The sequence below is a fragment of the Pseudoalteromonas sp. CNC9-20 genome, from assembly GCF_022347875.1.
Classification (GTDB): Bacteria; Pseudomonadota; Gammaproteobacteria; order Enterobacterales; family Alteromonadaceae; genus Pseudoalteromonas; species Pseudoalteromonas ruthenica.
The window spans coordinates 198,890-225,888 of record NZ_JAKRFS010000005.1 but is presented as its reverse complement, the minus strand read 5'-3'; the positions used below and the strand labels follow the sequence as shown (position 1 = coordinate 225,888).

Annotated in this window: 24 protein-coding genes; 6 read left to right on the top strand and 18 right to left on the bottom strand. The window is 45.7% G+C overall.

The window, feature by feature from the left end; all coding sequences use genetic code 11:
- Nucleotides 1-5: 5 nt before the first annotated feature.
- Both MHM89_RS13630 and MHM89_RS13625 read right to left on the bottom strand, forming a co-directional pair.
- The gene (locus tag MHM89_RS13630) at nucleotides 6-1,406 is read right to left on the bottom strand and encodes a sigma-54 dependent transcriptional regulator (protein ID WP_138547723.1); all 1,401 of its coding nucleotides are present in this window, start codon (nucleotides 1,404-1,406) and stop codon (nucleotides 6-8) included.
- Complete coding sequence (locus MHM89_RS13625; protein WP_239409036.1) at nucleotides 1,399-2,514, bottom strand: ATP-binding protein; 1,116 nt, start codon at nucleotides 2,512-2,514, stop codon at nucleotides 1,399-1,401. Before MHM89_RS13625 ends, MHM89_RS13630 begins: the two co-directional genes overlap by 8 nt.
- 173 nt (nucleotides 2,515-2,687) lie before the next feature.
- On the opposite strand from MHM89_RS13625, the gene MHM89_RS13620 reads away from it, so the two are divergent.
- The gene (locus tag MHM89_RS13620) at nucleotides 2,688-3,263 is read left to right on the top strand and encodes a DNA-3-methyladenine glycosylase I (protein ID WP_022944846.1); all 576 of its coding nucleotides are present in this window, start codon (nucleotides 2,688-2,690) and stop codon (nucleotides 3,261-3,263) included.
- A gap of 60 nt (nucleotides 3,264-3,323) precedes the next feature.
- Here the strand turns inward: MHM89_RS13620 and MHM89_RS13615 are convergent, their stop codons facing one another.
- The gene (locus MHM89_RS13615; RefSeq protein WP_022944847.1) at nucleotides 3,324-4,754 is read right to left on the bottom strand and encodes a sigma-54 dependent transcriptional regulator; all 1,431 of its coding nucleotides are present in this window, start codon (nucleotides 4,752-4,754) and stop codon (nucleotides 3,324-3,326) included.
- A gap of 150 nt (nucleotides 4,755-4,904) precedes the next feature.
- Entirely contained in the window at nucleotides 4,905-5,693 is a 789-nt protein-coding gene (locus MHM89_RS13610) for a flagellin (protein WP_239409035.1), read from the bottom strand.
- 231 nt (nucleotides 5,694-5,924) lie between these two features.
- Between MHM89_RS13610 and pseB the strand changes: the two genes are divergently transcribed.
- Genes pseB through pseI form a run of 5 tightly spaced genes read left to right on the top strand, consistent with a single transcriptional unit; the run spans nucleotide 5,925 to nucleotide 11,328 of the window.
- A complete protein-coding gene (gene pseB / locus MHM89_RS13605; protein ID WP_130145098.1) occupies nucleotides 5,925-6,926 on the top strand; it encodes a UDP-N-acetylglucosamine 4,6-dehydratase (inverting) in 1,002 nt (333 codons plus the stop codon).
- Nucleotides 6,923-8,065: a UDP-4-amino-4,6-dideoxy-N-acetyl-beta-L-altrosamine transaminase gene (pseC, locus tag MHM89_RS13600; protein WP_239409034.1), complete on the top strand. Its 1,143-nt coding sequence runs from the start codon at nucleotides 6,923-6,925 to the stop codon at nucleotides 8,063-8,065. Before pseB ends, pseC begins: the two co-directional genes overlap by 4 nt.
- Nucleotides 8,066-8,082: 17 nt before the next feature.
- The gene (gene pseF, locus MHM89_RS13595; protein WP_239409033.1) at nucleotides 8,083-8,760 is read left to right on the top strand and encodes a pseudaminic acid cytidylyltransferase; all 678 of its coding nucleotides are present in this window, start codon (nucleotides 8,083-8,085) and stop codon (nucleotides 8,758-8,760) included.
- Nucleotides 8,757-10,274, top strand: a complete 1,518-nt coding sequence (gene pseG, locus MHM89_RS13590) for a UDP-2,4-diacetamido-2,4,6-trideoxy-beta-L-altropyranose hydrolase (protein WP_239409032.1) — start codon at nucleotides 8,757-8,759, stop codon at nucleotides 10,272-10,274. Before pseF ends, pseG begins: the two co-directional genes overlap by 4 nt.
- Nucleotides 10,267-11,328, top strand: coding sequence for a pseudaminic acid synthase (gene pseI / locus MHM89_RS13585; RefSeq protein WP_130145106.1), 1,062 nt, complete (start codon nucleotides 10,267-10,269; stop codon nucleotides 11,326-11,328). The genes pseG and pseI overlap by 8 nt, the downstream gene beginning before the upstream one ends.
- Before the next feature lie 34 nt (nucleotides 11,329-11,362).
- On the opposite strand, the gene MHM89_RS13580 is transcribed toward pseI, so the two are convergent.
- From MHM89_RS13580 to flgG, 14 genes are all read right to left on the bottom strand, one after another.
- A complete protein-coding gene (locus MHM89_RS13580; protein WP_239409031.1) occupies nucleotides 11,363-13,441 on the bottom strand; it encodes a 6-hydroxymethylpterin diphosphokinase MptE-like protein in 2,079 nt (692 codons plus the stop codon).
- An 83-nt stretch (nucleotides 13,442-13,524) separates the two neighbouring features.
- Complete coding sequence (locus MHM89_RS13575) at nucleotides 13,525-13,809, bottom strand: hypothetical protein (RefSeq protein WP_239409030.1); 285 nt, start codon at nucleotides 13,807-13,809, stop codon at nucleotides 13,525-13,527.
- Nucleotides 13,802-14,224 carry a flagellar export chaperone FliS gene (gene fliS / locus MHM89_RS13570; protein WP_022944856.1) on the bottom strand — a complete coding sequence of 141 codons (423 nt, stop codon included), beginning with the start codon at nucleotides 14,222-14,224 and terminating at the stop codon, nucleotides 13,802-13,804. Before fliS ends, MHM89_RS13575 begins: the two co-directional genes overlap by 8 nt.
- 11 nt (nucleotides 14,225-14,235) lie before the next feature.
- Nucleotides 14,236-15,654 carry a flagellar filament capping protein FliD gene (fliD, locus tag MHM89_RS13565; RefSeq protein WP_022944857.1) on the bottom strand — a complete coding sequence of 473 codons (1,419 nt, stop codon included), beginning with the start codon at nucleotides 15,652-15,654 and terminating at the stop codon, nucleotides 14,236-14,238.
- Between the two features lie 24 nt (nucleotides 15,655-15,678).
- Nucleotides 15,679-16,128 carry a flagellar protein FlaG gene (locus MHM89_RS13560; protein WP_130145112.1) on the bottom strand — a complete coding sequence of 150 codons (450 nt, stop codon included), beginning with the start codon at nucleotides 16,126-16,128 and terminating at the stop codon, nucleotides 15,679-15,681.
- 76 nt (nucleotides 16,129-16,204) lie between these two features.
- A complete protein-coding gene (locus tag MHM89_RS13555; protein WP_130145114.1) occupies nucleotides 16,205-17,209 on the bottom strand; it encodes a flagellin in 1,005 nt (334 codons plus the stop codon).
- Nucleotides 17,210-17,369: 160 nt separating this feature from the next.
- Nucleotides 17,370-18,377 carry a flagellin gene (locus MHM89_RS13550; RefSeq protein WP_022946272.1) on the bottom strand — a complete coding sequence of 336 codons (1,008 nt, stop codon included), beginning with the start codon at nucleotides 18,375-18,377 and terminating at the stop codon, nucleotides 17,370-17,372.
- A gap of 389 nt (nucleotides 18,378-18,766) precedes the next feature.
- The gene (locus tag MHM89_RS13545) at nucleotides 18,767-19,771 is read right to left on the bottom strand and encodes a flagellin (RefSeq protein WP_130145116.1); all 1,005 of its coding nucleotides are present in this window, start codon (nucleotides 19,769-19,771) and stop codon (nucleotides 18,767-18,769) included.
- Between the two features lie 278 nt (nucleotides 19,772-20,049).
- On the bottom strand, nucleotides 20,050-21,297 hold the full coding sequence (flgL, locus tag MHM89_RS13540; protein ID WP_022944737.1) for a flagellar hook-associated protein FlgL: 1,248 nt from the start codon (nucleotides 21,295-21,297) through the stop codon (nucleotides 20,050-20,052).
- A gap of 5 nt (nucleotides 21,298-21,302) precedes the next feature.
- Nucleotides 21,303-23,312: a flagellar hook-associated protein FlgK gene (gene flgK / locus MHM89_RS13535; protein ID WP_045978577.1), complete on the bottom strand. Its 2,010-nt coding sequence runs from the start codon at nucleotides 23,310-23,312 to the stop codon at nucleotides 21,303-21,305.
- Nucleotides 23,313-23,315: 3 nt separating this feature from the next.
- Complete coding sequence (gene flgJ, locus MHM89_RS13530) at nucleotides 23,316-24,251, bottom strand: flagellar assembly peptidoglycan hydrolase FlgJ (RefSeq protein ID WP_235419877.1); 936 nt, start codon at nucleotides 24,249-24,251, stop codon at nucleotides 23,316-23,318.
- Between the two features lie 150 nt (nucleotides 24,252-24,401).
- A complete protein-coding gene (locus MHM89_RS13525) occupies nucleotides 24,402-25,493 on the bottom strand; it encodes a flagellar basal body P-ring protein FlgI (RefSeq protein ID WP_022944051.1) in 1,092 nt (363 codons plus the stop codon).
- Nucleotides 25,494-25,504: 11 nt separating this feature from the next.
- The gene (gene flgH, locus MHM89_RS13520; protein WP_026110987.1) at nucleotides 25,505-26,185 is read right to left on the bottom strand and encodes a flagellar basal body L-ring protein FlgH; all 681 of its coding nucleotides are present in this window, start codon (nucleotides 26,183-26,185) and stop codon (nucleotides 25,505-25,507) included.
- A 14-nt stretch (nucleotides 26,186-26,199) separates the two neighbouring features.
- On the bottom strand, nucleotides 26,200-26,988 hold the full coding sequence (flgG, locus tag MHM89_RS13515) for a flagellar basal-body rod protein FlgG (protein ID WP_022944053.1): 789 nt from the start codon (nucleotides 26,986-26,988) through the stop codon (nucleotides 26,200-26,202).
- Nucleotides 26,989-26,999 lie beyond the last annotated feature (11 nt).

The window sequence follows — 26,999 nt, the reverse complement described above, 5'->3', positions numbered from 1 at the left end:
CGAGACTATGCAGGAAGGTGGATCCCCTGCTCGCGCATTTGCGCTATTTTGTAGCGTAAGGTACGCGGGCTGATCCCTAAGGCATCAGCAACATCCTTACGCTTACCGTTGAAGCGCGCTAAGGTATCGAGAATTATTTTGTGCTCTTTGTTTTTAAGCTCATCTTTAAAGTTATGGGCTTGGTCTACACCTTGGGGCGATGCCACTGGCAGCTCATCATAGTGTTGATTGAGCGCAGAGGGCATATCTTGGTGCGCATTGAGCTCAACTTCATCATCAGTGACGAACTCTTCGATATAAATGGCGCTGGCGTGCACCTCATCACCGGATTTTAAGATCAGCGCACGCTGAATAACATTATCAAGCTCACGCACATTTCCCGGCCAAGTATGCGCCATTAAGCGCTCTTTGGCATCGGCACTGAGCGAGGCAGTCGCTTGTTTGCTAGCTTGGCAATGGCGTTCCAATAAATGTTCAGCCAGTGGAATAATATCCCCGGGGCGCTGATTGAGTGGCAACCAGGTCAGCGGGAACACGTTTAGACGATAGTATAAATCTTCCCGGAATATACCGGCTCTGACCGCTTCTTTGAGGTCACGGTTTGAGGTGGCCAACACCCGTACGTTGAGCTCGATGGTTTTGCGACTCCCTAAGCGCTCAACCTCGCGCTCTTGCAATACACGTAGCAATTTCGCTTGTAGGCCTAAATCCATTTCAGTAATTTCATCAAGTAAAATGGTGCCATTTTGTGCTTGCTCAAATTTACCTGGACAGGCATTCACAGCGCCAGTGAACGCGCCTTTCTCGTAACCGAACAAAGTCGATTCAAGCATGTTTTCGGGAATGGCTGCACAATTGATAGCGATAAATGGCGCCTCTTTGCGCGGCGATTGGTCGTGAATATAGCGCGCCAATACCTCTTTACCACTTCCACTTGGACCCATCACCATGACACTCGCGTCACTGTCAGCCACTTTATTGGCTAAATCGAGTAGCGCCAAACTTTTGGCATCAGCGACCACTGGGCCACTTTGGCTAGCCGTCTCATTGGGTAAATAACGACTCACTAAATTTAGTAAGACCTCGGGGGCAAATGGCTTTGCCATATAGTCGATGGCCCCCAGACGCATGGCTTCGACCGCATCATCAATAGTGGCGTAGGCCGTCATCATTAATACCGGCATGTCTGGATAGTTAAGCTTGATGCTTTTTAGTAATTCAATGCCATTAATACCGGGCATCTGCACATCACTGACCACTAAAGCAACACTGTGCTCTTTTAGCATCATGATTGCTTCTTCACCACTTTTTGCTGCAATGCAGCGAATATCTGACAGTGTTAATGTATCGATTAGGGCTTCGCGTAACCCCTTGTCATCCTCGACAACAAGTACATAGTTATTCATTGCTCTGCTCCTGGGTATTGCTGTGCAAAACAGGAAGCGTTAGCGTAAATTGCGCGCCACCGTTTTGAAGGTTCTCTACTTTTATTTGCCCCTTATGGGCATTCACCACTGAGGCAACCACAGCCAGACCTAAACCTGTGCCCTGACGCTTAGTGGTAAAAAAAGGCTCAAAAATTTTGTCAATAATCTCTTCATTGATCCCTGGGCCATTATCGCTAATGATGATATCGACATAATCACTGTTCGTGCGTTGACGACGTGCCTGCATCTTAATATGCGCACCACTGCCTATCACCTGTAAACTATTGTGCACCAGATTATTGATGGCACTGGCCAAGGCTGTACGATTGCCCATGACTTCGATATCGGGCTCAGGAAGCTGTACTTGTAGATGCGCTTCATGCTCGCTAAGCATGGCTTCACTGCCAGAATTTACATCATTAAGTAACTGCCCTAATGACATCGGCTCAACGACTTGCTGCTCACCACTTTTGGCAAACAACAGCATATCATTCACTTGGTTTTCCAAATCTTTCAAACGCGACATGAGCTTATCGTGACAGTGGGCACGCGATTGATTATTCAATCGCGACGAGCCCAAATTGGCCCCATATAACATCGCTGCCGAGAGCGGTGTACGCACTTGGTGGGCTAAAGTAGCCACCATTTTGCCAAGCGCGCTTAAACGTTGCATGTGCGCCACTCTTGATTGCAAACGACGCGTTTCTGTTAAATCGGTCATTAAAATAAGCTGCCCGGGCTCGGGCGTGAGCGCGCGGATTTCTAATTTTATACGCCGTCCATCGCGCAACGACACTTCATGGCCATCGTCCTGTTGCGGGCGGAATGAGCGCTGGATCACCGCAAACCATTTCTCACCTTCGAGCGGCTCGCCTAACATATCACTGGCAATTTGATTGGCTTTGGCTATCATTCCCTGTCCATCAAGCACCACCACACCCGCAGGCATGGTATCGACTAAATGACTCAGCCAGCTGGCTTGTAGCCGCAAGTCGCTCAGCTCTCCAACGTAAGCCTCTTGCGCTAATACCGGACTAAACTGGCCATGATGAAGGATTTGTGGATTGATAACACTCGCTAATGCCATGATTTTCACTCTTAAACACAAGGTCTAATCCATAAAAGCACAAAGCGTACCAACTTTATTTTATTTAATATTCATGAAGTTACATTGTTATTATTGCTATCAAAAAAATGACACTGTATAAAAAAACAGTTACCTGATACATTAGTTGATAACGCTTTCTACAAGGAGTTTTTATGTGTATTCGCTGCGCCTGGGTGGACTTAAGTAAGCCCGATTACGTTGCCTACCATGACGATGAATGGGGTGTGCCTGTTTATGATGATCAACGCTTATTCGAGTTTATTACTCTCGAATCGGCACAAGCTGGTTTGAGCTGGTATACCATTTTAAAAAAACGAGACAACTACCGCCGTGCTTTTGCTGACTTTGATATTCACACTGTCGCCGCTTTTGATGGCGAAGACATCACGCGCTTGCTCAATGATGCCGGTATTGTGCGCAATAAGTTAAAAATTAATGCCGCTATTAATAACGCTCAACGCTTTATTGAAATTCAACATCAGTTTGGTAGCTTTAGCGCGTATCAATGGCAATTTGTGAATGACAGACCGCGCGTCAACAGCATCGCGAGTCCTGAAGATTACGTAGCAACCAGTGAGCAATCCGATATTTTTGCTAAAGATCTGAAAAAGCGTGGCTTTAAATTTTTAGGATCCACTACAGTGTACGCTCATATGCAGGCTTGTGGCATGGTTAACGACCACCACAACCAATGCTTTCGCAAAGAGCAGGTGATCGCTTTGTATTAGCTTTGAACCTGAGTTAACTACTTAAGGGGCGCTGGCACCGCTTGTGTTACTGCGGCAAAGCTAATCGCGGTTGAGATTATATTTTTTCATTTTCTCAACTAAGGTGGTGCGACGCACGCCCAGCACCTCAGCAGCACGGGCAACAACATAGTCATAGCGCTCAAGCGCTTGCGTGATAAGACTCACTTCTAACTCTGCAAGGTATTCTTTGAGGTTGACTCCATCATCAGGCAGCACCCCAATATTGTCCGCTGCAGATTCATGCTCAGCAGGTAGTTGCTCATCGTCATCAACAAAGCCTTCACCGAAAATATCATTCAGGGCTTGGCGCTCTAATAGCTCTTCGGGGTACTCTGGAACAAATGCTTCAACATCAAGATGCTGATATTTCTTCGGTAAGTCTGGTACATCAACCACTTGATCCGGAAACATAATCACCATGCGTTCGACAAGATTACCGAGCTCACGAATATTTCCGGGCCACGTATGGCCTTTTAAACTTTCAATGGCGCGGTCGGTAAACTTAACGCTTTGACCGCTTTGCTGGGCTGTTCGCTTAGTCAGCTCTTTGAGCAATAAGCCAATATCATCGCCACGTTCGCGCAACGCCGGATTCTCTATGGGAAAAACGTTCAAGCGGTAGTATAGATCTTCACGGAAATCTCCCGCTTCAATCATTTGCTCTAAGTTTCGGTGCGTCGCTGCGATCACTCGAACGTCGGCTTGAATGGCTTTGGTACCACCAACTCGCTCGTAAGTACGCTCTTGCAATACACGCAGTAACTTAACCTGCATTTGCAATGGCATATCGCCGATTTCATCCAAGAACAAGGTACCACCTTGAGCCAACTCAAAGCGCCCCTTACGCGCTGATATGGCGCCAGTAAATGCGCCTTTTTCATGGCCAAACAATTCGCTTTCTAATAATTCGCCGGGGATAGCGCCACAGTTTACCGGCACAAACGGGCCTGAACTGCGTCCCGAAAGAAGGTGTACGTTACGAGCCACCACTTCTTTACCGGTGCCTGACTCCCCAAGAATGAGCACATTTGCTTCCGTTTTCGCCACCTGAGAGATCAAAAAGCGAACATGATTGACGGCTTCGGTATCCCCCACTAAGCCATTGAAGGCTTTAGGATTGTGCGCACTTTGGGTGGGCTTCATGCGCGCATATTGCTGACAGTCATGGAGCAATTGGGTGGTTACATCATGGTGAAAAGGCTCGGTTATAAGGCCAATGACGTTAGCGATATCTAATAAGGGTTTTAACGTTTCACCAATTAATAAAAATGGTAACTCTGGATGCGCTTTAATTAATTGCTGGTGTTCGCCGTTATTGAGTGCCCCGAGCACGATAATGGGCTCGTGGTGCTTATCAATATTTGCACACAAATCACCTGAGGTGGTCAGTTCATTAGCCTCACCCACAAAGGTTAGTGCTGAGCTCAACCCTTGGGCTCGAGTCGTATTGTCATCTAGAATCAGGATCATCGCGCCGCCAAATACTAAGCGATTGTTATAACTCTAGATTGTATTGCAGTTCAGGGAGGATTCAAGGAAAAGCGGCATGTTTTTGACGTTAATGCCAAAAATCAGACGCTTTTCCTAGTTTTGTTTGATTCAGCGCATAGTGAATCACCATTACAGCAGTCCTAAAATTGCGGCGGCGTTTTGGTTAGCTTGGCCGCGCAGCGCGATAGATGCTTGGTTAAGGATGTCATTACTGGTGCGCTCGCTCACCGCTTTTGCATAGTCAGTGTCAGCAATGCGGCTTTGACTTGCTGCAACATTCTCGTTTTGCTCGCTAAGCGAGCGAATTTGACTGCTTAGGCTATTCTCGAAAGCGCCCAGCTGCGCTCGCTGCTGGTTAACCTGCTCTGCGGCTTGCTCAGTCACATCTAACGCTGAATTAGCGCCCGCTTGAGTGGTGATATCAATAGCATTTACGGCACTAAGGAAGTCGCTATTGGGCTGTTCAAGGGCGTTTGTTTGATTCGCATCAGCGCCAATTTGGAAGCTGACACTTTGGCCATCAAATAACGGCTTCCCGGCAAAACTGCTTTGCTCTAACGTGTTGGTAATTTCACTTTGCAGTTGCACGACCTCTTCTTGCAAAGCCTGGCGGTCGCTATCGGAAAGTGCACCATTACCAGCTTGTATGGATAGCTCGCGAATACGGCCAACAGAATCATTGACGTTACTCAATGCTGACTCACTCACTTGCGCATAGGAAATACCATCATAGGCATTACGGCTGGCCTGTGTAAAACCATTTTGCTGCGCCGTTAAGCGGTCAATAATTTGAAGCGCAGCTGCATCATCAGCCGCTGAGTTAACGCGCTTACCTGTAGCGAGTTGCTGATCTTGGTTACGAATACTCGATAACGTTGACTGCAGCTGCTGTTCTGAGTTTTGCGAGTTAATTTTCATACTAGGCTCCAAGGAGTAAGTAACTTAATACTTAATTATAGAAGTTCTTAGCTTGTTGTCACTGTTGTTACATTGCACTTTTGTTAGGCTACCGCGACGCATTTGCCATTCTATACCTGTATCACCATGACTTTATTGGCATAATTACTGCTTCATGCGCTAGAGTATAGACAGAGCGTCAAATTAACGTTAACTATTAGCTTATTATCTAACCTACGGCGGGTTTGGTTTATGTTCGACAACAAGTCAATTCTAATCACAGGTGGTACCGGATCTTTTGGTAAAAAGTATGTAGGTACCTTATTAAAGCACTATAAGCCCAAGAAAATCATCATCTACTCACGCGATGAGCTGAAACAATTCGAGATGCAGCAAGAGTACGATGCGCCCTGCATGCGTTATTTTATCGGCGATGTGCGAGACAAAGAACGGCTGCGCAAGGCGATGCGAGGTGTCGACTTTGTAATCCATGCCGCAGCGCTCAAACAAGTGCCTGCAGCAGAATACAACCCAATGGAGTGCATTAAAACCAATATTAACGGTGCCGAGAATGTGATTGATGCGGCATTGGATAACGATGTAGAAAAAGTCATAGCATTGTCTACAGATAAAGCAGCGAGTCCAATTAACTTATACGGTGCGACTAAATTAGCTTCCGATAAACTTTTTGTCGCTGCAAATAATATATCCGGTGGTCACAAGACCCTATTTTCTGTGGTGCGTTATGGCAATGTCGTGTGTTCGCGAGGGTCGGTCGTTCCAGTCTTTCAAAAGTTCATTGACCAAGGATATGACCACATCCCCATCACTCATGAAGAGATGACCCGCTTTTGGATAAGCCTGCAACAAGGCGTTGACTTTGTGCTGAAAAATTTTGAGCGCATGCAAGGCGGCGAAATATTTGTGCCGAAGATCCCCTCAATTAAGATCACGGATCTCGCTACGGCTATGGCACCGAGTTTAGAACAGAAAGTGGTTGGCATCAGACCTGGTGAAAAAATACATGAAGTGATGTGCCCTGCTGAGCTAAGCTTAGACACCTATGAGTATGATGATCATTTCGTCATCGCCCCAGGTATCAAGTTTTTTAGTCGTAGCAACGACTTCACGATTAACGCTTTAGGCGAGCGAGGTAGCGCTGTTGAGTATGGATTTGAGTACAACTCATTCAACAACGAGCATTACCTCACGCCTGAGGAAATCACCGAATTCAACAAAAAGGCTATGCTATGAGGTCATACGGGCGTCAAAGTATCAGTGATGTGGATATTGACGCAGTTGTTAATGCGCTTCGCTCTGACTTCCTTACACAGGGTCCGGCGGTCACTCTTTTTGAACAAGCACTAAGCGACTACACAGGTGCAAACTATGGGGTGGCCGTTAATAGTGCCACTTCAGCTCTGCACATCGCTTGCCTAGCACTTGGCGTGGCACCAGGTGATCAAGTTTGGACTGTCGCTAACACCTTTGTCGCTTCCGCCAATTGTGCTCGTATGTGCGGTGCCGTTGTCGACTTTGTGGATATTGATGCCTCAACAGGGAACCTTTGTATCTCGAGCCTCGAGACTAAGCTTGAACAAGCCGAACTTACCGGGCACTTACCTAAGGTATTAATTCCCGTTCACTTTGCAGGCCAAAGTTGCGATATGGAAGAAGTGAATCGCCTTGCCAAAAAATTTAAATTCCATGTCATCGAAGATGCCTCCCATGCACTTGGAGGGAGTTACAAACGCAGTAAAATCGGTTGTTGTCGCTACAGCGATATTACTGTTTTTAGTTTTCATCCGGTGAAAATGATCACCACGGCAGAGGGCGGGATGGCCGTTACCAATAACGAGGAATTAGCACATAGAATGCGCAGTTATGCTTCTCACGGTATCGAGCGGACGCCTTTGTCTGCTGAGGAACCCTGGAGCTATTCACAAACGGATTTGGGTTACAACTACCGCATGCCGGATATTTGCGCAGCATTAGGACAGTCACAGTTGCAACAATTAGATAGCTGGGTAGAGCGGCGAAATATGTTAGCAACGCGCTATAATGAGACTTTTACCGCCTCGAGTGTACAGCCACTGACGGTGTCAGAACACAATCTATGCAGTTATCACATTTACGTAGTTAAAGTACCGCCAAAGCAACGTCTGAGGATTTTTAATACACTTAAAGCCGAGGGTATAGGTGTTCAGATACATTATGTACCAGTCTACAAACAACCCTTTTATAAGTCCTTATTCAATGGCCCTTCTTTTTCTTTAGAGCAAACAGAAAATTATTACGCGTCTTGTCTCACTTTACCTTTATACCCGTCTTTATCAGAACATGAGCAAGATACAATTATTAATAAACTCCTTAACGTATTAAATAGTAATTAGGTTGGTTGGAGCTCCTTTTGAATATTGCACTCATCCCGGCTCGCGGCGGTAGTAAAAGAATCCCAAGAAAAAATATTAAGCCGTTTCTCGGTAAACCACTGATTGCTTATTCAATAGAGACAGCTCTCGCCAGTGGTTGTTTTGACCATGTAATCGTTTCTACCGATGACGAGGAAATCGCAACAGTTGCTAAACGCTATGGAGCAAGTGTGCCCTTCATGCGTCCGAAGCAGCTTGCCGATGACTTTAGCCCCACTCTCGCGGTTATTCAGCACGCAATTGCACAGTTAGACCAGCAATACGAATTTGACGCTGTTTGCTGTATCTACGCGACGGCACCACTGCTTCGTCCAGAAGACATACAAAAGGGGCTTAAGGTGCTAATGAGCGACAACCCTACTTATACCTTCTCTGCAACTGAGTTTGACTTTCCGGTGCAGCGTGGCTTTACCCTTGATGGGGAGTTGAGCTTGCTGATGCCTGAACACCTAAATACTCGCTCGCAAGATCTTCCCACTGTTTATCATGATGCGGGACAATTTTATTGGGGGAAGAAGTCGACGTTTGCTGCTGGCACCGCCATATTTTCACCGCAAAGCCGCCCAATAGTGCTTCCTAAATTACGCGTTCAGGATATTGATACACAACAGGATTGGGATTTCGCAGAAGCGCTATATAAGTATGCAATGTCATGAATATTGCTATTCGCGTCGACTCCTCGTTAATAATCGGCAGTGGTCACTTAATGCGCTGCCTGAGGCTGGCTGATGGCCTCACTGACCATGGCCATAAGGTGTGCTTTTTCTCACGCGATCTACCAGGGAATAAGGTTCAATTACTGCAATCTCGAGGCTATCAGGTCGACTTACTACCTTTACCTGATGGCTACCAAGCAAAAGCAGATGACTACAAGTCCTGGCTGGGCGTGACGCAAGCAGAGGATGCGCTTACATTTTCAATGTTGGTGCAATACTGCGACCTAGTCGTGGTTGATCATTACGCCCTGTGCAAACCTTGGGAGCTTGACGTGGTCCGTCGTTTAGGTTGCCAGGTAGTCGCGATTGACGATTTAGCGAGAGAGCATCATGCCGCCTTGGTGATAGACACAACTCCAAATAGATCATCTGATCTCTATAAAGTGGATCACAGTCACACAAAACTGCTTGTCGGCAGTGATTACGCTTTATTGGCGCCGGAATTTGTGTCGCTAAGAGAAAAGTTAAATACCCAACCAGTTCAAGACCCCGAGCACCGTTTACTGCTATTTATGGGCGGTGGAGATGTTCATGGTTGCACTAGTTTAATCGTTCGCGCCTTACTTAAACAAAACACCGAGTTGCCGATAACTGTGCTGCTTGGTGAAAATACTCCAAGTTTCAAGAGCGTCCAGGCCCTAAGCCAAAACTACGAGAAACTAACACTGATTACCCACAGCAATACTATGGCAGAACTCATCGGTGCGCATACTCTCGCTATCGGTGCACCTGGCGTTTCAGCACTGGAGCGTTTATCGCTAGGGATACCCAGTATCCTTGTTCCCGTGGCGGATAACCAAACTGGTAACCTCGATGGATTGAGAGACAATGAAGCAATAGAGGTCGTTACTTTAGATGAACTGCATAAACTCACAGTGTGCTTACGACGCCTTATGCAAAACTACATGCAAAAGCGCCTGGCTGCGATGTCAATGTGTGATGGATTAGGACTGTTTAGGGTCGTGGATGAAATACAAAGAATGCCCTGCAATTCAAAAGGACAGATACAACTGCGGCCAGCCACAAGTGCGGATATAAATCTTGTTTTTAATTGGCAACAACTACCACAGACCCGCCGCTACGCACTGACACCACGAGCGCCTAGCTGGGAAGAACACCAGCAATGGATGAAGAGAAAGCTTAGCAGTGCGTGCGACTATATGTATATCATAACCTCGTCTTTCGAGGAGCAAGAACACAGCGTAGGTATGGTTCGCCTTGATAATGCAGGAGACAATCGCGTTATTATCTCGATACTCATTGATCCGCAATACTACGGTCTTGGTATCGGATATGCAGCATTGAATGAAGTGGCCACGAGGCACAGCGATAAGACGATTGAGGCTACGGTCAAAAGCGAAAATAAAGCATCACAAAAGCTGTTTACAAAAGCAGGATACATACAAAGAGAGCGTGAACTTTTCATCTTAGAGGCAAAGAACAGCTATGAGTAGTCATAAAGAAGTAGTTATAGACGGGAAAAGTATAGGGCTGCATCACAAGCCGTATATTATCGCTGAGATGTCAGCAAATCATAACGGTGACATTGAGAACGCCTTCAGAATAATAGAGATGGCAAAGCGCTGCGGTGCAGATGCTGTTAAAATTCAAACTTACCGCGCCGATACTATTACCATGAAAAGTGATAATCCAGAATTCACTATTAATGGTGGGCTGTGGGACGGAAAAACACTTTATGACCTATATGAGCAGGCGCATTTACCTTGGGAATGGCATAAACCCTTATTTGCTAAAGCTAAAGAACTAGGAATCACAATTTTTAGCTCTCCCTTCGACTTTACCGCCGTGGATTTGCTTGAAGAGTTAGACGCACCCGCCTATAAGATTGCTTCATTCGAAGCCATCGATATTCCGTTAATAGAATATGTCGCGAAAACAGGCAAACCGATGATTATTTCAACCGGTATGGCCAACGAGCAAGAAATAAAAGAGGCTATTGAAGCGGCGCAAAAAGCTGGCTGTAAAGACCTAGTCGTACTTCATTGCGTCAGTGGTTACCCAGCCCCAGCGCAAGATTATAACCTAGCCACCTTAGCCGACATGGCGCAACGTTTTAATGTACTAACAGGCCTCTCTGACCACACTATCGACAATACCACCGCCATTACCTCTGTTGCTTTAGGTGCGTGCTTAATCGAAAAACATGTAACGCTCGATCGCAATGGTGGCGGACCGGATGATAGCTTTTCTTTAGAAGAACCAGAGTTAGCGCAACTGGTCAAAGACAGTGATGTTGCATGGCAAGCGCTTGGCCATGTAAATTATCAGCGCAAAGAAAGTGAAAAGGGTAATACGATTTTCCGCCGCTCTTTGTATGTTGTAAGAGATATCAAACAAGGTGAGAAAATCACTGCGGAAAACGTACGTAGTATTCGTCCTGGCTATGGCATAGCGCCCAAGCACTATAAAGAGGTTATAGGTCGAACTGCATTACAAGATATAGAAAGAGGCACACCACTAAGCTGGGAGCTTTTCTCTACAGAGTAGATAGTGTAGGGCTTGACCCTACACTATCTACTAGTTAAAAGCCTTCACACCGCTCCCGCCAAGCCGTTTTAAAGTCGCTTTTTATTGTGACTAGAAATTCGTGCCAAATTGAGAATGCCTGCTGAAAGTACTCCATATTCTTCTCTTCATCTTCATATTGATAAAGCAACGTAATTAAAGGGCAATGCATGTACAACATAGTTCCTTTAAAAACATGGAAAAAGTGCGGATGCGCAGACTTTCTGTAAGCATAAATAAGCCGTTGCTGTGCCTTGAGAATAGCCGCAGCCTCAGCTCGAGTAGAAAACTCTCGCTCACCGATTTCGATTAAATAATGGCACAGAGATTCAAATTCAGCTATATCCACAGCTTGGTCATCTGTTGATAATTCGACTTGCTTGAAAAACCCAGATTTGATCTTGGATTGGACACTTGCTTTATCAAGTACGGGGCAGTCCTCTAGCCATACATCCTCTGCTCGCAACGGCGCTGCTCCATTTATTTTTGCGCCAGAACCAATATTATAATATTGACGAGTCGGATAATGAGCTATCAACCCTTCTAGCATATCTTTAGAGGTTAACAGCAAATTCGTCGCTTTAATTTTTTCTCCGAAGTTACCCTCTATTTCATGCCTTGGGTTTTCATGTGCTTTGTACTTACCTTTGAGCTTATCATCGCGATAAATACTGAGTTTAGAATGGCTCACTCCTTGAGCGACATAGCCATTGTCAACTCCAGCAAAGTAAGTTGTATTAAAACCAAACATACTGGCGAAAGAGAACGCCGTATTAGAAACCAATGGACCAGCGTTAGGAAGGCTGTTCATTAAAATTCCATACTTTTTTTGTGTTTGACTTTGAATCATCACACTCGACGCTTCAGGACCTTTAAGTCCCATTCCTGTCCAACCATATAAATCAGGAACTTCAGGGTACATAACATCAACCATCAATAAGTTTAAGTTGCTGTAACCTTCTTCTGGCATGACATCAACGAGTACATCGTAAGTATTTTTCGGACGTTCCACTAGCACATGAAAGTCAGGGGTTATTCCCGCTTTCAACAATGATTGAAGTGCAGTACCGGCCGCGAGGATAATCACACGATCTTGATATTTCTTCAAAATTGGCAGAGCTTCATCTAATGAAGGACCGTTCCCAACTACAAAAACAGGAATATCTTGAATTTCCTGCGTCGAAGAGTCTGACTGGAAGAAAAAAGGAATATTGGATTCTATATTATCCATCGCATGCGCTAACCCAGTCGTCGCATCGTTGTAGAACCCAAATCCTTCTTGAAGCTCATAATAACGCTCAAAGAACCCCTTAATCGCAGTATTTATACGCTCAGATGGATAGTGTTGGTAGCAATAACTATTAATTAATGAGAAAGCGCCAATGTCCTGAGCCGTTCCTTTAAGGCCTTTAAAAAAGTCATCAACTTCTACACCGATATAAAGAAACAAACACCCATCTCTTTTATCTATATCCCTGATAATCTTATCCCAATCAATACAAAATAAGCTGGCGTAAAACAGCTCGATTTCAGGCTCGCAAATAAAGAGGTAATCAAATTGGTGATCTTCCAGAAGAACAGGAAGATGGTAACCCAGCCCCAAACCAAACATTAAGCAAGTTGGATAGCTCTCGGGAAGCGCCTTCAATACCGCTTTGTCTTTCTCAGAGATATCATGCAACTTGTTATATAGCTTACACATATATTGCATGTGAATACGCTCATCAGCTTCGGCTAAACGCCCTCTGTATGCTGTCTTCCCAAAATAAGGTTGTTCGGTGTACCTTTTTACCTGAGCTTTTGCTTGGGCTAAGGGATCATCGCCGTATAAAGGCATCACTTGATCTTTCATGTAAAAATTAGCATGGCCAGAGCGAGTGACATGGAGGCAAAAATCTGGCCTCGGCTCAAAGTCGATAATTGCTTGATAAAGGTCTGGATAGTATTTCTCAAAAGCTGACAAATTTTTGGCGAAGCGCAGGTTCGCCTCTTCTGCAAATATAGCTTCTCGTTGTGTTACATCTCGCGCTGTTTCTAGCTTTTCCTCTGCTTCTCGCAGCAAGTCTTCTATGGGAGCATTCTTATCTTGTGTCATGAAGCAATCCGACAAATAAAATTAAGTACCTTTGCAATCAGTTTAGCAAACTACGTACCAATTTATATCTTAGGATTCAATATTTAACGGGGGATTTCGTAGGCTCTGAGTTTATTTTGATTGGTCGTAAAGTTTGACAAGTCTTTTCTTGTCTTGTCACGAGCGGTATTAATTTCTTGAGCTAGGTTGAGAAGCTTGGTGTGAATAGCCGACAGTGCTTGTTGGTTGTCTATTATTTCCTGTTTCGATAGCGCACGTATTTGCTTGTCTATCTGCTGATATAATTCAGCCCCATCGGCGTAATCACCAGAGGATAGCTTTTCCTCTAGTGAAGTTAGTTGCTCTTGAATAGTAATGACCTTAGCCAAGCTGAGCCTCTTTCGTACTTAAGGTTTGTTCTCTCACATCCACGGGAATACTATCCCAAGCAGACTTTATTTCTTTGAGTAGAGTGATAACCTCGTCCACTTTATCAACGTTATTTTCCACGCTAGCATCGATTAACTGATCAAGCATGTATGAATAAAGAGCGTATAAGTTTTCAGTCACTTCCCCGCCGACTTCAAAATCCAAACACCCACGCAGCGCTTCGATAATCGACGAGGCTTTACCTAAATGTTCAGCTTTTGCTTCAAAGTTTTTATGCTCTATGGCCACTTTTGCATGAACCATTTTCTCTACGGCGCCAGCCATAAGTATCTGAATAACTTCATACCGGTCAGCGCCTGCTAAACGAGTTTTAAGTGCTTCTTTTTGGTAGTTTTTAACTTTTGCATTATACATAATTCATAGCCTTACTGAGATGATGATTTGCCGCCACCGAAGCCCGGTAAACTGGCTAATTGAGCGCCTAGGTATTGCTGAGTCGAACTCATTTGTGCCAATAAAACATCTAGATTGGAGTATTGCTTGCGTAGACGCTTTTCCAACTCGTCCATTCTATACTGATGGTCTATTACATCTTCTTCCAGATCATCAATCTGATTATTAATGTCTTCTTCGCGGGTTTTTAGAATGCCACCCGAATCAACAAACGACCCAAGCAATTCGTCAAGCTTCTTTGCCACACCGTTTTCACCTGCAAAAGCCTTGCCAATATCATCATAATTGGTATCCATAGCTTCATCCAAGCTGCGAACTAAGCTGGACTTTTCTAAATAGCCTTTGTCATCTACACCCAAACCAATATCAAATATACTGGTAAATGGCCCTGCATCGGTCAGCTCACTTGATAGTGTACTAACGAGTTGGTCACCCAAGGAGCGCATTGTTGCATCACCGCGCAACCCTACTTGACGTGTCTCATCGTAGCTTGTGTGATAGGCGATGGTGCCAACTAAGTTGTTATAATCTTCAATAAATTTGTTTACTAGCTTACTGACGCTTTCTCTATCAACGCTTACATTAATGCCTGCACTTTCTCCGGCCTCACTTACCTGCTTAGCGGTGATAGTCATGCCTTGCACGGCATCTTTAAACACATTGCTGTCGTTAACAATCTCGATACCATCTACGGTGATTTTAGCGTCTGTCGCTTCGTCTCCCGCCGCAATGCTCATGCCTCCTGCACCGCCACCATTAGCGACCGTTGAGACAGCGTCAAGTTCGGCATTGTCATTGGTAATAACAAGATCATTACCCGATCCAGTTTCGTTTGAAGTCAGCACTAATTTAGCTTCACTACCAGTGTTGATAATGTTGGCCGTTACGCCAAAGTTCGTGTCTGAATCGTTAATAGCGTCACGTAAATCTGATAGCGTGGCTCCAGCATCCAAGGTTACATCAAAGCTTTTGTCACCAGCTCCGAAGCTCAACGTACCACCGGATGCACTGACTACGGCCGTATTGTCAGCAAAAGCATTGGCCGCTGACATGGCACGGCTGCCTTGAGCAAGCTGCTGAACCTGCACATCAAAGTTACCTGGTGTTATGTCACTTGAAGGGCTAACCGAGATAATATCGCCACTAGGGGGCTGTGAAATATCAGCTAATCGCTTGTTGAAGTTATCAGGATCACTCAGTTTCTCCATAGTGTCTTTTAACTTAGACAATGCTGACTTAACGGCACCTATAGAAGATAATTCAACTTGAAGGCGCTCATCTTTCTGGATGAACTTCTGCATTTTAGGAACATTTTCAGCCTCAATAGACGCACTGATAATGCTCTCGAGGTCGAGACCCGAGCCAATGCCCGCCTGTGTGATTAATGGCATAAAAACCTCCTAATTCTGTTTTCGTTACGCAGATTGGTCAAAGAATACACCGCGATTATCAAGTTTATCGGCAAATTCTTCTAAAGCTTTAGCTATGTCGCGGAACTCTTTCGGAGGGATTTCCCGAATAACCTCCTCACTTTCACGATCCACAACCTTTACAACGGGTGGGTCGCCAAGCTCGTCAAATTCAAAAATCAAATTAGTTGATCTAATTGGAACAAATTCATTTAATTTTTCTAAACTTTCACGTAGCTCTTCACTTTGCTTTTGCTGCTGTTCAAATAACTGCTCTGCAACTGATTGCGATTGTTCACGCGGCACGTCACTGGTTGATGACTCTTCAGCCTGCACCTGTGACTGGGGCGCTAAATCAGGTTTCTGAACCGTTTGTTCAGACGCCTTATTTTGATTTTTCGTCACGTTACTTTGCAAAATACTTGCCGTATCTTGACTAAGATTTATTTCAGCCATGAGTTCTCTCCAACTTCACATAGTAGAAGTATAAGCCATAACCGACTAATGGTCAGTTATGGCCCAACTCTATCAATTAGCCAAGTAGCGATAGAGCGACCTGAGGACGCTGGTTCGCTTGGCTTAGAATTGACTGACTTGCCTGTTGCAAGATTTGGTTTTTAGTCAGTGCGGCTGTCTCAGCAGCAAAGTCGGTATCTTTAATACGCGAACGTGCAGCACTTAAATTTTCCGAGATATTCGCTTGGTTACGAATCGTTGATTGGAAACGGTTCTGTACTGCACCAAGCTCAGCTCGTTTCTTATCAACTACCGCAATCAACGAGTCCATACCTGCCATCACTAATTGTGCATTCGCTTGAGTAGATACAGACAGCGATGAAGCTGCTGCAAACACTGCGCTAAACTGCATATCAGCAAGAGTAACCGTAGAGTCCATACCTGAGATGGTACTTACATCCCCTGCGGTATCTAAAACACCATTTGTACCTTGAAGCGTTTTACCGGTTACCGCTGAAGCAATCGCTGCAATACCCGAGAGCGTAAAGCCACCATTTGCTGTTAGCGAGTTATCACCATTAGCCGATGTGCCTACTTCCTTCATACTGAAACCGATAGTTTGTACCGCATCAGCACCTACTTGGAAGCTCGCTTCATAAGAACCATCAAGAAGATTTTGCCCACCAAACGTGGTATCGGAAGCAACTCGGTTAGTTTCTTCCATCAAAGCACGGATTTCTTCTTGTAGTGCTAAACGGTCTTCATCAGTGTTTGAACCGTTCGCAGCCTGTTGCGCTAATGTACGGACACGCTGGAACATGCTAGTTACTTCATCCATCGCACCTTCAGCAGTTTGTGCTAAAGAGATACCATCATTGGCGTTACGGTTACCTTGGGTAAGACCATTTACTTGGCCTGTCAAACGGTTTGAGATTTGCAAACCCGCTGCATCGTCCGACGCGCTGTTGATCCGAAAACCAGAAGACAAGCGCTTGAAAGATGTATCAAGCTCATTACCCGAATTCATTAACTGACGCTGCGCATTGAGCGAGCTAACGTTCGTATTTACATATAAAGCCATATTAGCCTCCGCTTTATCTTAATTTTATGAACCTAAGCGAAATACCCCTATTCAGCTTAAATTCACGATAAGAACTAGAGTTACAGTTCTCTAGCTCTGTTATCGACAGATTAAACGAAGGCTTTAATAACTTTTTTAAAAATACGAATAAAGTATCAACTTATCCTTGCAGCAAGCTCAGCGCTGCCTGCGGACGCTGGTTCGCTTGACCAAGAATCGTCTGACTTGCCTGTTGCAAGATTTGGTTTTTGGTCAGTTTCGCAGTTTCCATAGCGAAGTCTGCATCTTTGATACGTGATTTTGCAGCACTTAAGTTCTCAGAAATATTTGCTTGGTTGCGAATGGTCGCTTGGAAACGGTTTTGTACCGCACCTAATTCCGCCCGCTTTTTATCTACAACAGCAATAAGCGAGTCCATTCCTGCCATTACCAACTGCGCATTTGCTTGCGTAGATACAGAAATAGATGTGGCTGCAGCAAATACCGCACTAAATTGCATATCAGCGGTAGTAATGGTGGAGTCCATACCTGATAACGTACTCACATCAGCTGCTGTGTCTAATACACCATTGGTACCTTGGAGAGTTTTGTTAGCAACAGCCGAAGCAACTAGCGCGATCCCCGATAGAGTAAAGCCACCGTTAGACATCAATGAGTTATTACCTGCGGCCGAACTTCCTACCTCTTTCATACTGAAACCAATTACTTGCACGGCATCCGCTCCCACCTGGAAACTGGCCTCATAACTACCATCAAGTAAATTTTGGCCACCAAAGGTGGTATCAGAAGCAACGCGGTTAACCTCAGCAGATAGCTGGCGAATTTCTTCTTGAATAGCAAGCCTATCTTCGTCAGTGTTAGAGCCGTTCGCTGCTTGTTGAGCAAGTGTTCTCATACGCTGGAACATGGATGTCACCTCATCCATCGCACCTTCAGCGGTTTGCGCTAAGGAGATACCATCATTGGCATTTCGGTTACCTTGGTTTAAACCGAGGATTTGTGACTGCAAACGGTCAGAAATCTGTAAACCTGCCGCATCATCGGCAGCACTGTTAATACGCAAGCCAGAAGACAAGCGTTTAAACGAGGTATCTAACTCATTACCAGAGTTCATTAACTGACGCTGTGCATTAAGCGCACTGACGTTGGTATTTACATATAAAGCCATAATAGCCTCTCTTTCACTCTCAATTAGGTTATTAACCGCTGCTTGCGGCGAATTGTTTCCACACTAGGGCGGATCCTTTACGCCGCTTTCAGAGGGGGCTTGGCAATTATTTGCCGTTAAAAACCCGCGCTAGCCGCGTATAAGAGTAAGTGAGCAATAAGTGGGCCAATATGAAAAAAGGGCCATTACGGCCCTTGTGTTTGAGAGTGAAATCGACTGCCAAAAAATTGTTATACTTTTTGGCATAATAGCTGCTTATACTGAGAGAAGTTGGGTGGGATGTAGCACCCTGCCCAACTTTGGGATTTTTTTAGCAATTAGCTTCCGCTTTAAAATCCAACTTTGCGCCCTTGCTAATACCCCATCAGCAAGGGCGCTTTTCATTTTACTTATCCAAGAAGACTTAATGCTGCCTGTGGACGCTGGTTTGCCTGACTAAGAATGGTCTGGCTTGCCTGTTGCAAGATCTGGTTCTTAGTTAGGTTAGCGGTCTCTTGAGCAAAGTCTGCATCTTTAATACGTGACTTCGCCGCATTCAAGTTTTCAGAGATATTCGCTTGGTTACGAATCGTTGATTGGAAACGGTTCTGTACTGCACCAAGCTCAGCTCGTTTCTTATCAACTACCGCAATCAACGAGTCCATACCTGCCATCACTAATTGTGCATTCGCTTGAGTAGATACAGACAGCGATGAAGCTGCTGCGAACACTGCGCTAAACTGCATATCAGCAAGAGTAACCGTAGAGTCCATACCTGAGATGGTACTTACATCCCCTGCGGTATCTAAAACACCATTTGTACCTTGAAGCGTTTTACCGGTTACCGCTGAAGCAATCGCTGCAATACCCGAGAGCGTAAAGCCACCATTTGCTGTTAGCGAGTTATCACCATTAGCCGATGTGCCTACTTCCTTCATACTGAAACCGATGGTTTGCACCGCATCAGCACCTACTTGGAAGCTCGCTTCATAAGAACCATCAAGAAGGTTTGTACCACCAAACGTAGTGTCAGAAGCGACACGGTTAACTTCATCCATCAAGGCACGAATTTCTTCTTGCAGTGCTAAACGGTCTTCATCAGTGTTTGAACCGTTCGCAGCCTGTTGCGATAGAGTACGAACACGTTGGAACATACTGGTTACTTCGTCCATCGCCCCTTCAGCGGTTTGTGCTAAAGAGATACCATCATTGGCGTTACGGTTACCTTGATTCAGGCCCATGATTTGTGAACCTAAACGGTTACTAATTTGTAGACCTGCCGCATCGTCAGCTGCGCTGTTGATACGAAAACCTGATGATAAACGCTTGAACGAGGTATCTAACTCGTTACCTGAATTCATTAACTGACGCTGGGCGTTCAGTGAACTTACGTTAGTATTTACATAAAGTGCCATGTCATTTCTCCCACAGTAAACTTTGAATTTACTCTCAAACTGTCAATTACTAAGCGAAAGCTTGTTTTTTGACGTTTTGCTAAGTTACTTAGGTTATCGGGCGAGCACTTTTTTCCTTTAGTATTTTTTTATACTTTTTTTCAACACTATGAATTTAAATATAAAAATTAATAACTTTACTTATAAGTTGGTACGTTGAGGCAGGAGAAGAGCGAATAGTTATAGGAACAAAAAATAAAAAAGGGCCTCACGGCCCCAACCACAAATAGCAACCTCAACTAACCGATATAGTCAAATAAGGATAAGTTCGACAAGCGGTTAAAAGTGGCTTGCGAAGCCTGCAGTGCAGTCTCATGACGAGTTAACTCGGTTACCGCTTCAGCCATATCCACTTCGATGAGATCTGCTTTAGCCTCTTTGTTATTAACATCAACGTCGGCATTGGAAAACTCAATGCGCTCGGCTGTATTAAGACGTCCACCTAGGCCAGCTTGAGTCAGAGACACTTGATTTTGGGCGCTACCCAACTGTACTAAGCCATCAGCTAAAACTTGATGATAGTCCTGCATAGCCAAACCCGGGGTGGTAATGTTATTAATCAAATCTTCAAGGGTGTTAAGCACGTTGTCTCGCCCCGGCGGGGCCAAATCGAAGGTCGCCTGTCCAGGAGCTGCGCCTTGAATATCAATTTCCATACCAGCAAACTTAATCGGCTCACCGGGAGTGTAGGTCCCAGTAACCGCAGGCGTTAATGGCGCCCCGTCTTGCAGTATTTGATAGCTATCGGGAGGGCCGGCCGTGATATCCACCGTCATCGTGTTGGCGGTTGCGCCAGCGGCTGGGTCTGAGTTGTAATTTTGTTTATGAAATTGGTCAAAAGCGTTTTGTTCGTTCACATACACTGTTGCCGAAGTCACACCGCCGCCGGGCGTTGCTGTATTGCTGTCAACATTTAAACGCGTGGGTACTTTTTCAAAAACATCGAAACCATTGTCTGATGATTTAATGCTCACTCCCTCGGCAACCGTAACTTTATGTTGGCCTTGGTCGCCACCATACTCGTAACGCCCACTTGCACTATTAAACTGGTAACTCTGGTTGTTATCTTGATAGCCAGAAAAGATAAACTTACCGTCTTCAGACTTGGCATTCATCAAATCAAGCAAGTTAGCCTGGATGGCTTTTAACTCTTCCGCTAAACCTTTACGGTCTTGCTCTGTTAATGCACCATTACCAGCCTGTACGGTAAGCGTATTAGCACGTTGAATAGAGTCTTTAATGTTTTTAAGGACACTGTCTTCTGTCTCTAAACGACTGTTGAGCAAATTAAGGTTCTTGGTGTATTGCTCGTTACTAGCAATAGCATCACCATATAGCATGGCTCGCGTTGTTGCAGAGGGATCATCAGATGCAGTTAACACGCGCTTTTGCGTATTGATCTGCTCTTGTGCTTTGGCAACCTTAACCTGGTTTTCTAAAATACTGGTTAAGCCTTTTTGATAAATTTGATTATTGGATAAACGCATATTACTTACCTCGCGGAGCTAAGCAGGCTATCAAACACCGTTTGTGCTGTAGAGAGCACACGCGCTGATGCCGCATAACTTTGTTGGAAGCGCAGTAAATTAGCCGCTTCCTCATCTAAATTGACACCTGACATCGACTCATACCAAGCGTTCGATTGCTCCTCCAACGCAGAGAAAGCCGCATGACTGGTTTGTGCTTGGCTAGTTACAATCCCTATATCAGTCACTATACCTGCGAATGCCTGGTTGAATGTTTTGAGATTATCGGCGCTGCCACTGCTGAGCACATTTTCTCGCACTAACTCTTCGCTTTGTAGCCCAGCGAGTGCCAGGCCATTACGGTTATCGTCAAAACCCCCGGTATTAAACTCGAGGCTAAATGTATCACCTGCAGCCGGGTTGCCCTCAATATTAAAGTCAAAGCCATAGTTAGCGTACGGTGCTCCTGCTTGAGCGAGCATATTTTCAGCAGGCGGTGTAATGGTAAAAGTCGTTGTACCGTTGCCATCGGTAATCGTGTACTCGTTAGGATTACCTGTTTTTTGCAAGCTGATTGGCCCATTCGTCAAGCTTGGCGGCGGGCCCACAGTGATGCCCGTTGAGTTGGCAATATCAGTCACAGAACCGGGAGAAATTGCCGCTTCACTGACGTTATTTAACGCTGTTTCGGTGCGAATTGGCGACGCTAATGCCAGCTTTTCTGGCCGCGTGGTCGCCAACCCAACATTGCTGGCTGCAAAGGCATTTAACTTGATATCAAAGCTATCTCCCGCCGCTGGCGCACCTGTCACATCAATATCTAAGCCGTAAGACTCGCCACTTGTTACTGTGGTTGAGTCTATCACTCCCGCCGTTACGTTGGCCGTCGACGGCGTACCGATAGGCTCACCTTTATTATTAAGGGGCACTATCTCTACGGTTGTTGGCGAAGTAAAGGTAACACGGAAATCCGTTGCCGGAATCTCTTTGCCCATCCCCTGCTCTAAACCAGCCTGCAAATTGCCCGACCCCGCATTAGCGGCGAATGGTAAGCCGTTGACGGTGGGCAAAGTGAACAGATCACCTCCTATTTCACCGTTGGCGTCCATCCCCAAGCGGTTTTGCTGGTTGAAGGCGTCGGCCAATGATAAGCCCATTTGCCCCAGCTGATTTTGCGCCGGTATGAGTACCTCGTCTCGATAAGCCAGCAGGCCACCAATCTCACCTTTTAAGCTGTTGGTATCAACCTCTAAGCTATTGGCTTGTCCGGAGGTCACATCAAGGCGAAGTTCCTTAAGATTCGGATCTGGATCGCCATTTAACGAGAACAAGTTAAAGCTACCATTTTCCATAACCAAGGCTTCACCTGTAGACATGAACACCAATTTTTCACCATGAGGCCCATCGAGTGTTTCTAGGTTCATTAGCTCTGAAAGATCTTTAATCGCTTTGTCGCGCTCGTTATAGACCGAGCTGGCATCAGCTTGATCTTTCTTGCCATGAACAGCCGTAATTTGGTTATTCAGCTCACTAATTTTCTCAATTAAGCCATTGGCTTCATCAGCAAGGATCCCAAGCTGATCATTCACCACACTCTTTTGTTGCGATACAATTCCTGACAACCTATCCATCTGATTAACAAAGTTTTCCGCGTTGGTGAAGAACAACGAGCGGGTAACGTTGTTAGAGGGCTGGTTCAGCGCCTCCTGCAAATTATTAAACATGCCATTGATTTGCGTAGATAGACTATTGGACTCCTCAGAGAACTGACTATCAATACGCTGTGCTTCCTCCATGAAGCGCTCAAAGAAGGAGCGATTAGAGGTGTCTCTGTTGAGTTGCTGTTGTGCAAACTCATTGAGCAAACGATAGGTTTGCCCACGGCCAACCTGATTGTCGAAGGTGGTGCCATGCTCTGTACGCTCGCGCACGTAGCCTTCGGTATTAATGTTGGCAATATTTTTACTGGTAGTATTAAGCAGCTCGGTATTGGCACGAATGCCTGAACTGGCAATGTTTAGTAGGTTAAATGACATGATCTACTCTCCTTGCCTTAGCAGATCACCGGCTAGGGCGCGTAATTCGCTTTGCCCTAACACACGTTTAATTTTCTCTGCATACTGTGGATCGGTGGCGTAGCCAGCTTGTTGTATAGCGTCGATAAACTGATGAGGCTTATCGGCCACATCTAAAGCCTGCTGGTAACGGGGATTAGTTTTCAAAAATGAGACAAAATCATCGAAACTTTGCTTAATAGAGTCATACACTCGGAACGGTTCTTTGCGCTGAACCGCAACTCCTCCTTCATACTCTAATGTTGGTTTTACAGTCGCTTCCCCCTGCCAGTCACGGTGCGCTTTGATATTAAATAAATTGTTCGAACTTTCACCGCTCGCAGTTTTAATAATGTGCTTGCCCCAACCAGTTTCCAATGCAGCTTGAGCAACCATAACACCGGGGTGCACACCGATTTTACCGGCCGCTTCACGGGCAACGTCCCACACCCCTTCGACAAACTCTTTGGCATTGGCGAAATCGGCTTTGTGAGCGATAGGAGATGCCTCAGTGTGTTGTTCTTGGGTTTTCACTTGCGCGTTGTTTAATCGTGCATCACGCAAAGCTGACGCAGGCATATAGCTGTCTTTTTGTGGCGATAACTGTTGCACAATCAAATCGGCCAAGCCCAATGAGCCATTCGCCGATAACTCACTGGAGAGCTGCTGATCATGCATGTCTTGGAAGTATTTAACGCTGCTGGCATTAAACGGACTGTCTTCATCTTCGAAGGCTTCATTGGCTTTGCGCATGCTTTTGAGCAGCATTTGCGTAAAGATAGACTCAAACTGCTGCGCTGCTTGCTTTAAGGCCGCGCGCTCGCCGTCGCTGCCGGCAGGCTGTTTTAACGCATCTTGACGAAGCTTATCTAAGCTATTGAGATCGAAGACGCTTTGCGTTTGCAGTTGGTTAGCATCCATAAGACTGACAAAGTTATGACTAGATGCAAAAACTAAAGCAAAAAACGTACCACTGACTTTATAGTTCTGATTAACAAGAACTTAGATGGCTATAAAAACAGCAAACCCCAAGGCTTTGGGCACTTGGGGTTTGCTGTTGCAGTATCAGATTTAAATGACCACCAACTGACCATTAATAGCACCAGCCTCTTTTAACGCCTCAAGAATGGCCATTAAATCTCCCGGTGCGGCGCCCACTTCATTAATTGCGCGCACAAGGTCGTCTAAACTCACCCCGGGGTCAAAAACAAAGGCACGCGAGTCGTCTTCACGCACATCAATAATACTTTGATTGGTCACCACCGTCTCACCCTCTGCCAATGCATTAGGCTGCGACACTTCTGCATTTTCGGCGATGGTCACTGTGAGCCCGCCATGAGTAATAGCCGCTGGCTGCAACTTAACATTTTTGCCAATCACTATGGTGCCAGTACGGGAGTTGACAATGATTTTCGCAGCATTATCGGCAGGAGTGAATTCAAGGTTTTCCAGCGTCGATAAATAAGCAACTCGTTGCGAAACATCACGTGGGGCAGTTACGCGCACTGACGCCGCGTCCATTGCCATTGCGGTATTCGGCCCGACAAGATTATTAATGGTATCGGACAAGCGCTTCGCGGTAGTAAAGTCAGGGCGATTAAGATTAAAGGTAATGTAATCCCCTTGGGTAAAGGGACTCGGGATCGCGCGCTCGACAATGCCGCCATTAGGAATTCGACCCACAGTTGGCGTATTGACCACCACACGTGAGCCATCAAGCCCTTGCGCGCCGAGGCCACTAACAACTAAGCTACCTTGAGCAATAGCATAAATATTACCATCGACACCTTTTAAAAAGGTTTGCAATAAGGTACCACCGCGTAGGCTCTCGGCACTGCCTACTGAAGATACAGTGACATCCATACTCTGGCCGGGTTTGATAAACGCCGGCATATCCGCATGAACGGCAACCGCTGCAACATTATTAATCTTAGGCTTAAGGTTGGCCGGCAAAGTAATGCCAAAGTTATTCAACATCGCTTTAAAGCTTTGTTCGGTAAAGCGGCTCTTCTCTCCCGTGCCAGGCAGACCCACAACCAGACCATAACCCACTAATTGGTTACTACGTACGCCCTCAACCATGGCCACATCTTTGACACGCTCGGCAAAACTTTGCCAGCTAGTCAACGCCATGCAGAACACGATAAGGTTTAACCATTTCATGACTGGACTCCTTAGAATGGGAACAAAGTGCTCATAAAGAACCGTGATAGCCAACCGGCACTTTGCGTTTCTTGCAGCTCGCCTTTGCCAGAATATTGAATACGCGCATTAGCGATACGGCTACTTTCTACGGTGTTTTCGGAGCTCACGTCAGCTGGGCGAACAATGCCTTCTAAGCGAATAAACTCCTGCCCAGTATTAAGCGTTAACCACTTTTCGCCACGAATCACCAAATTACCATTGGGCAGCACGCGCATCACGTTCACGGAAATGTTGCCTGACAAACTGTTGGATTGATTAGATTTAGCGTCGCCGGTGAACGAAGCATCTGAGTTCACACCCATTTGAATGCTATCTCCACCGATATTGACCGGATTGCCGCCTAAACCAATAACCGGCTCTAACCCCAGCTCGGTTTCTCTGTCAGTTTCCGTTTTTGCCGTTTTTGATGCTTGCGTTGACTCACGCAGTACCACAGTAATGATATCTCCAGTACGCAACGCTTTCTTATCGGCATACAAATCGTTCGCCAATACGGGGTTGAAAAGGCCGCCACTTTGGGTCATGTTTTGTGTTGCTTCCTGCGGATACATCGGCGCATAGTAAGGGTCGTTTTCGACAACATGGGAGTTTTGTGTAGAAACACACCCTGTAGCAAGTACAAAAGTAATTGATAGTGCAATTGGCCTAATCATAATGCCCTCACTTATAGCTGCTGATTAATATAGCTGAGCATCTGGTCTACAGATGAAATCACTTTAGAGTTCATCTCATAAACACGCTGTGTCTCAATTAAGTTGACCAGCTCTTCGGTCACATTGACGTTCGAAGTTTCCAATGCTCCTTGAACAATGATACCCAAGCCGTCTACTCCCGGGTTACCTTGCACCGGAGCGCCGCTGACAGCGGTTTCGGTGTAAAGGTTTTGGCCCATAGGTTCAAGCCCTGATGGATTAATAAAGTCACTGATCACCAACTGACCAATCACTACATTGTCCGCCTGTCCGGCTACGCGCACCGAAACCTCTCCGTCTTGCGACACAGTAATAGACTGCGCGTCATCGGGCACGTTCATTTCTGGTTGCACCGGAAAACCAGCACCACTGGTGACGATACGACCGTCTTCGTCGGTCGTGAATTGACCATTACGGCTGTAAGCAATATTGCCATCAGGGAGCAACACCTCAAAAAAGCCTTGTCCTTGAACCATCCAGTCGAGGGAATTCTCCGTGCTTAGCATATTGCCCTGGGAGAAATTCTTCTGGTTAGCAACCACCTTGGCACCGGCGCCAAGCATCAACCCCGAAGGCATCTCTGTATCTTGTGAAGAGCGCCCGCCAGGTTGGTTGATATTTTGATACAACAAATCTTCAAACACGGCGCGGCTTTTCTTGTAACCGACCGTGCTGGCATTAGCCAAGTTGTTGGAAATAACCGAAATATCGGTCTGTTGGGCGTCAAGCCCGGTTTTACTGATCCACAATGCTGGGTTCATAGTAGTGACTC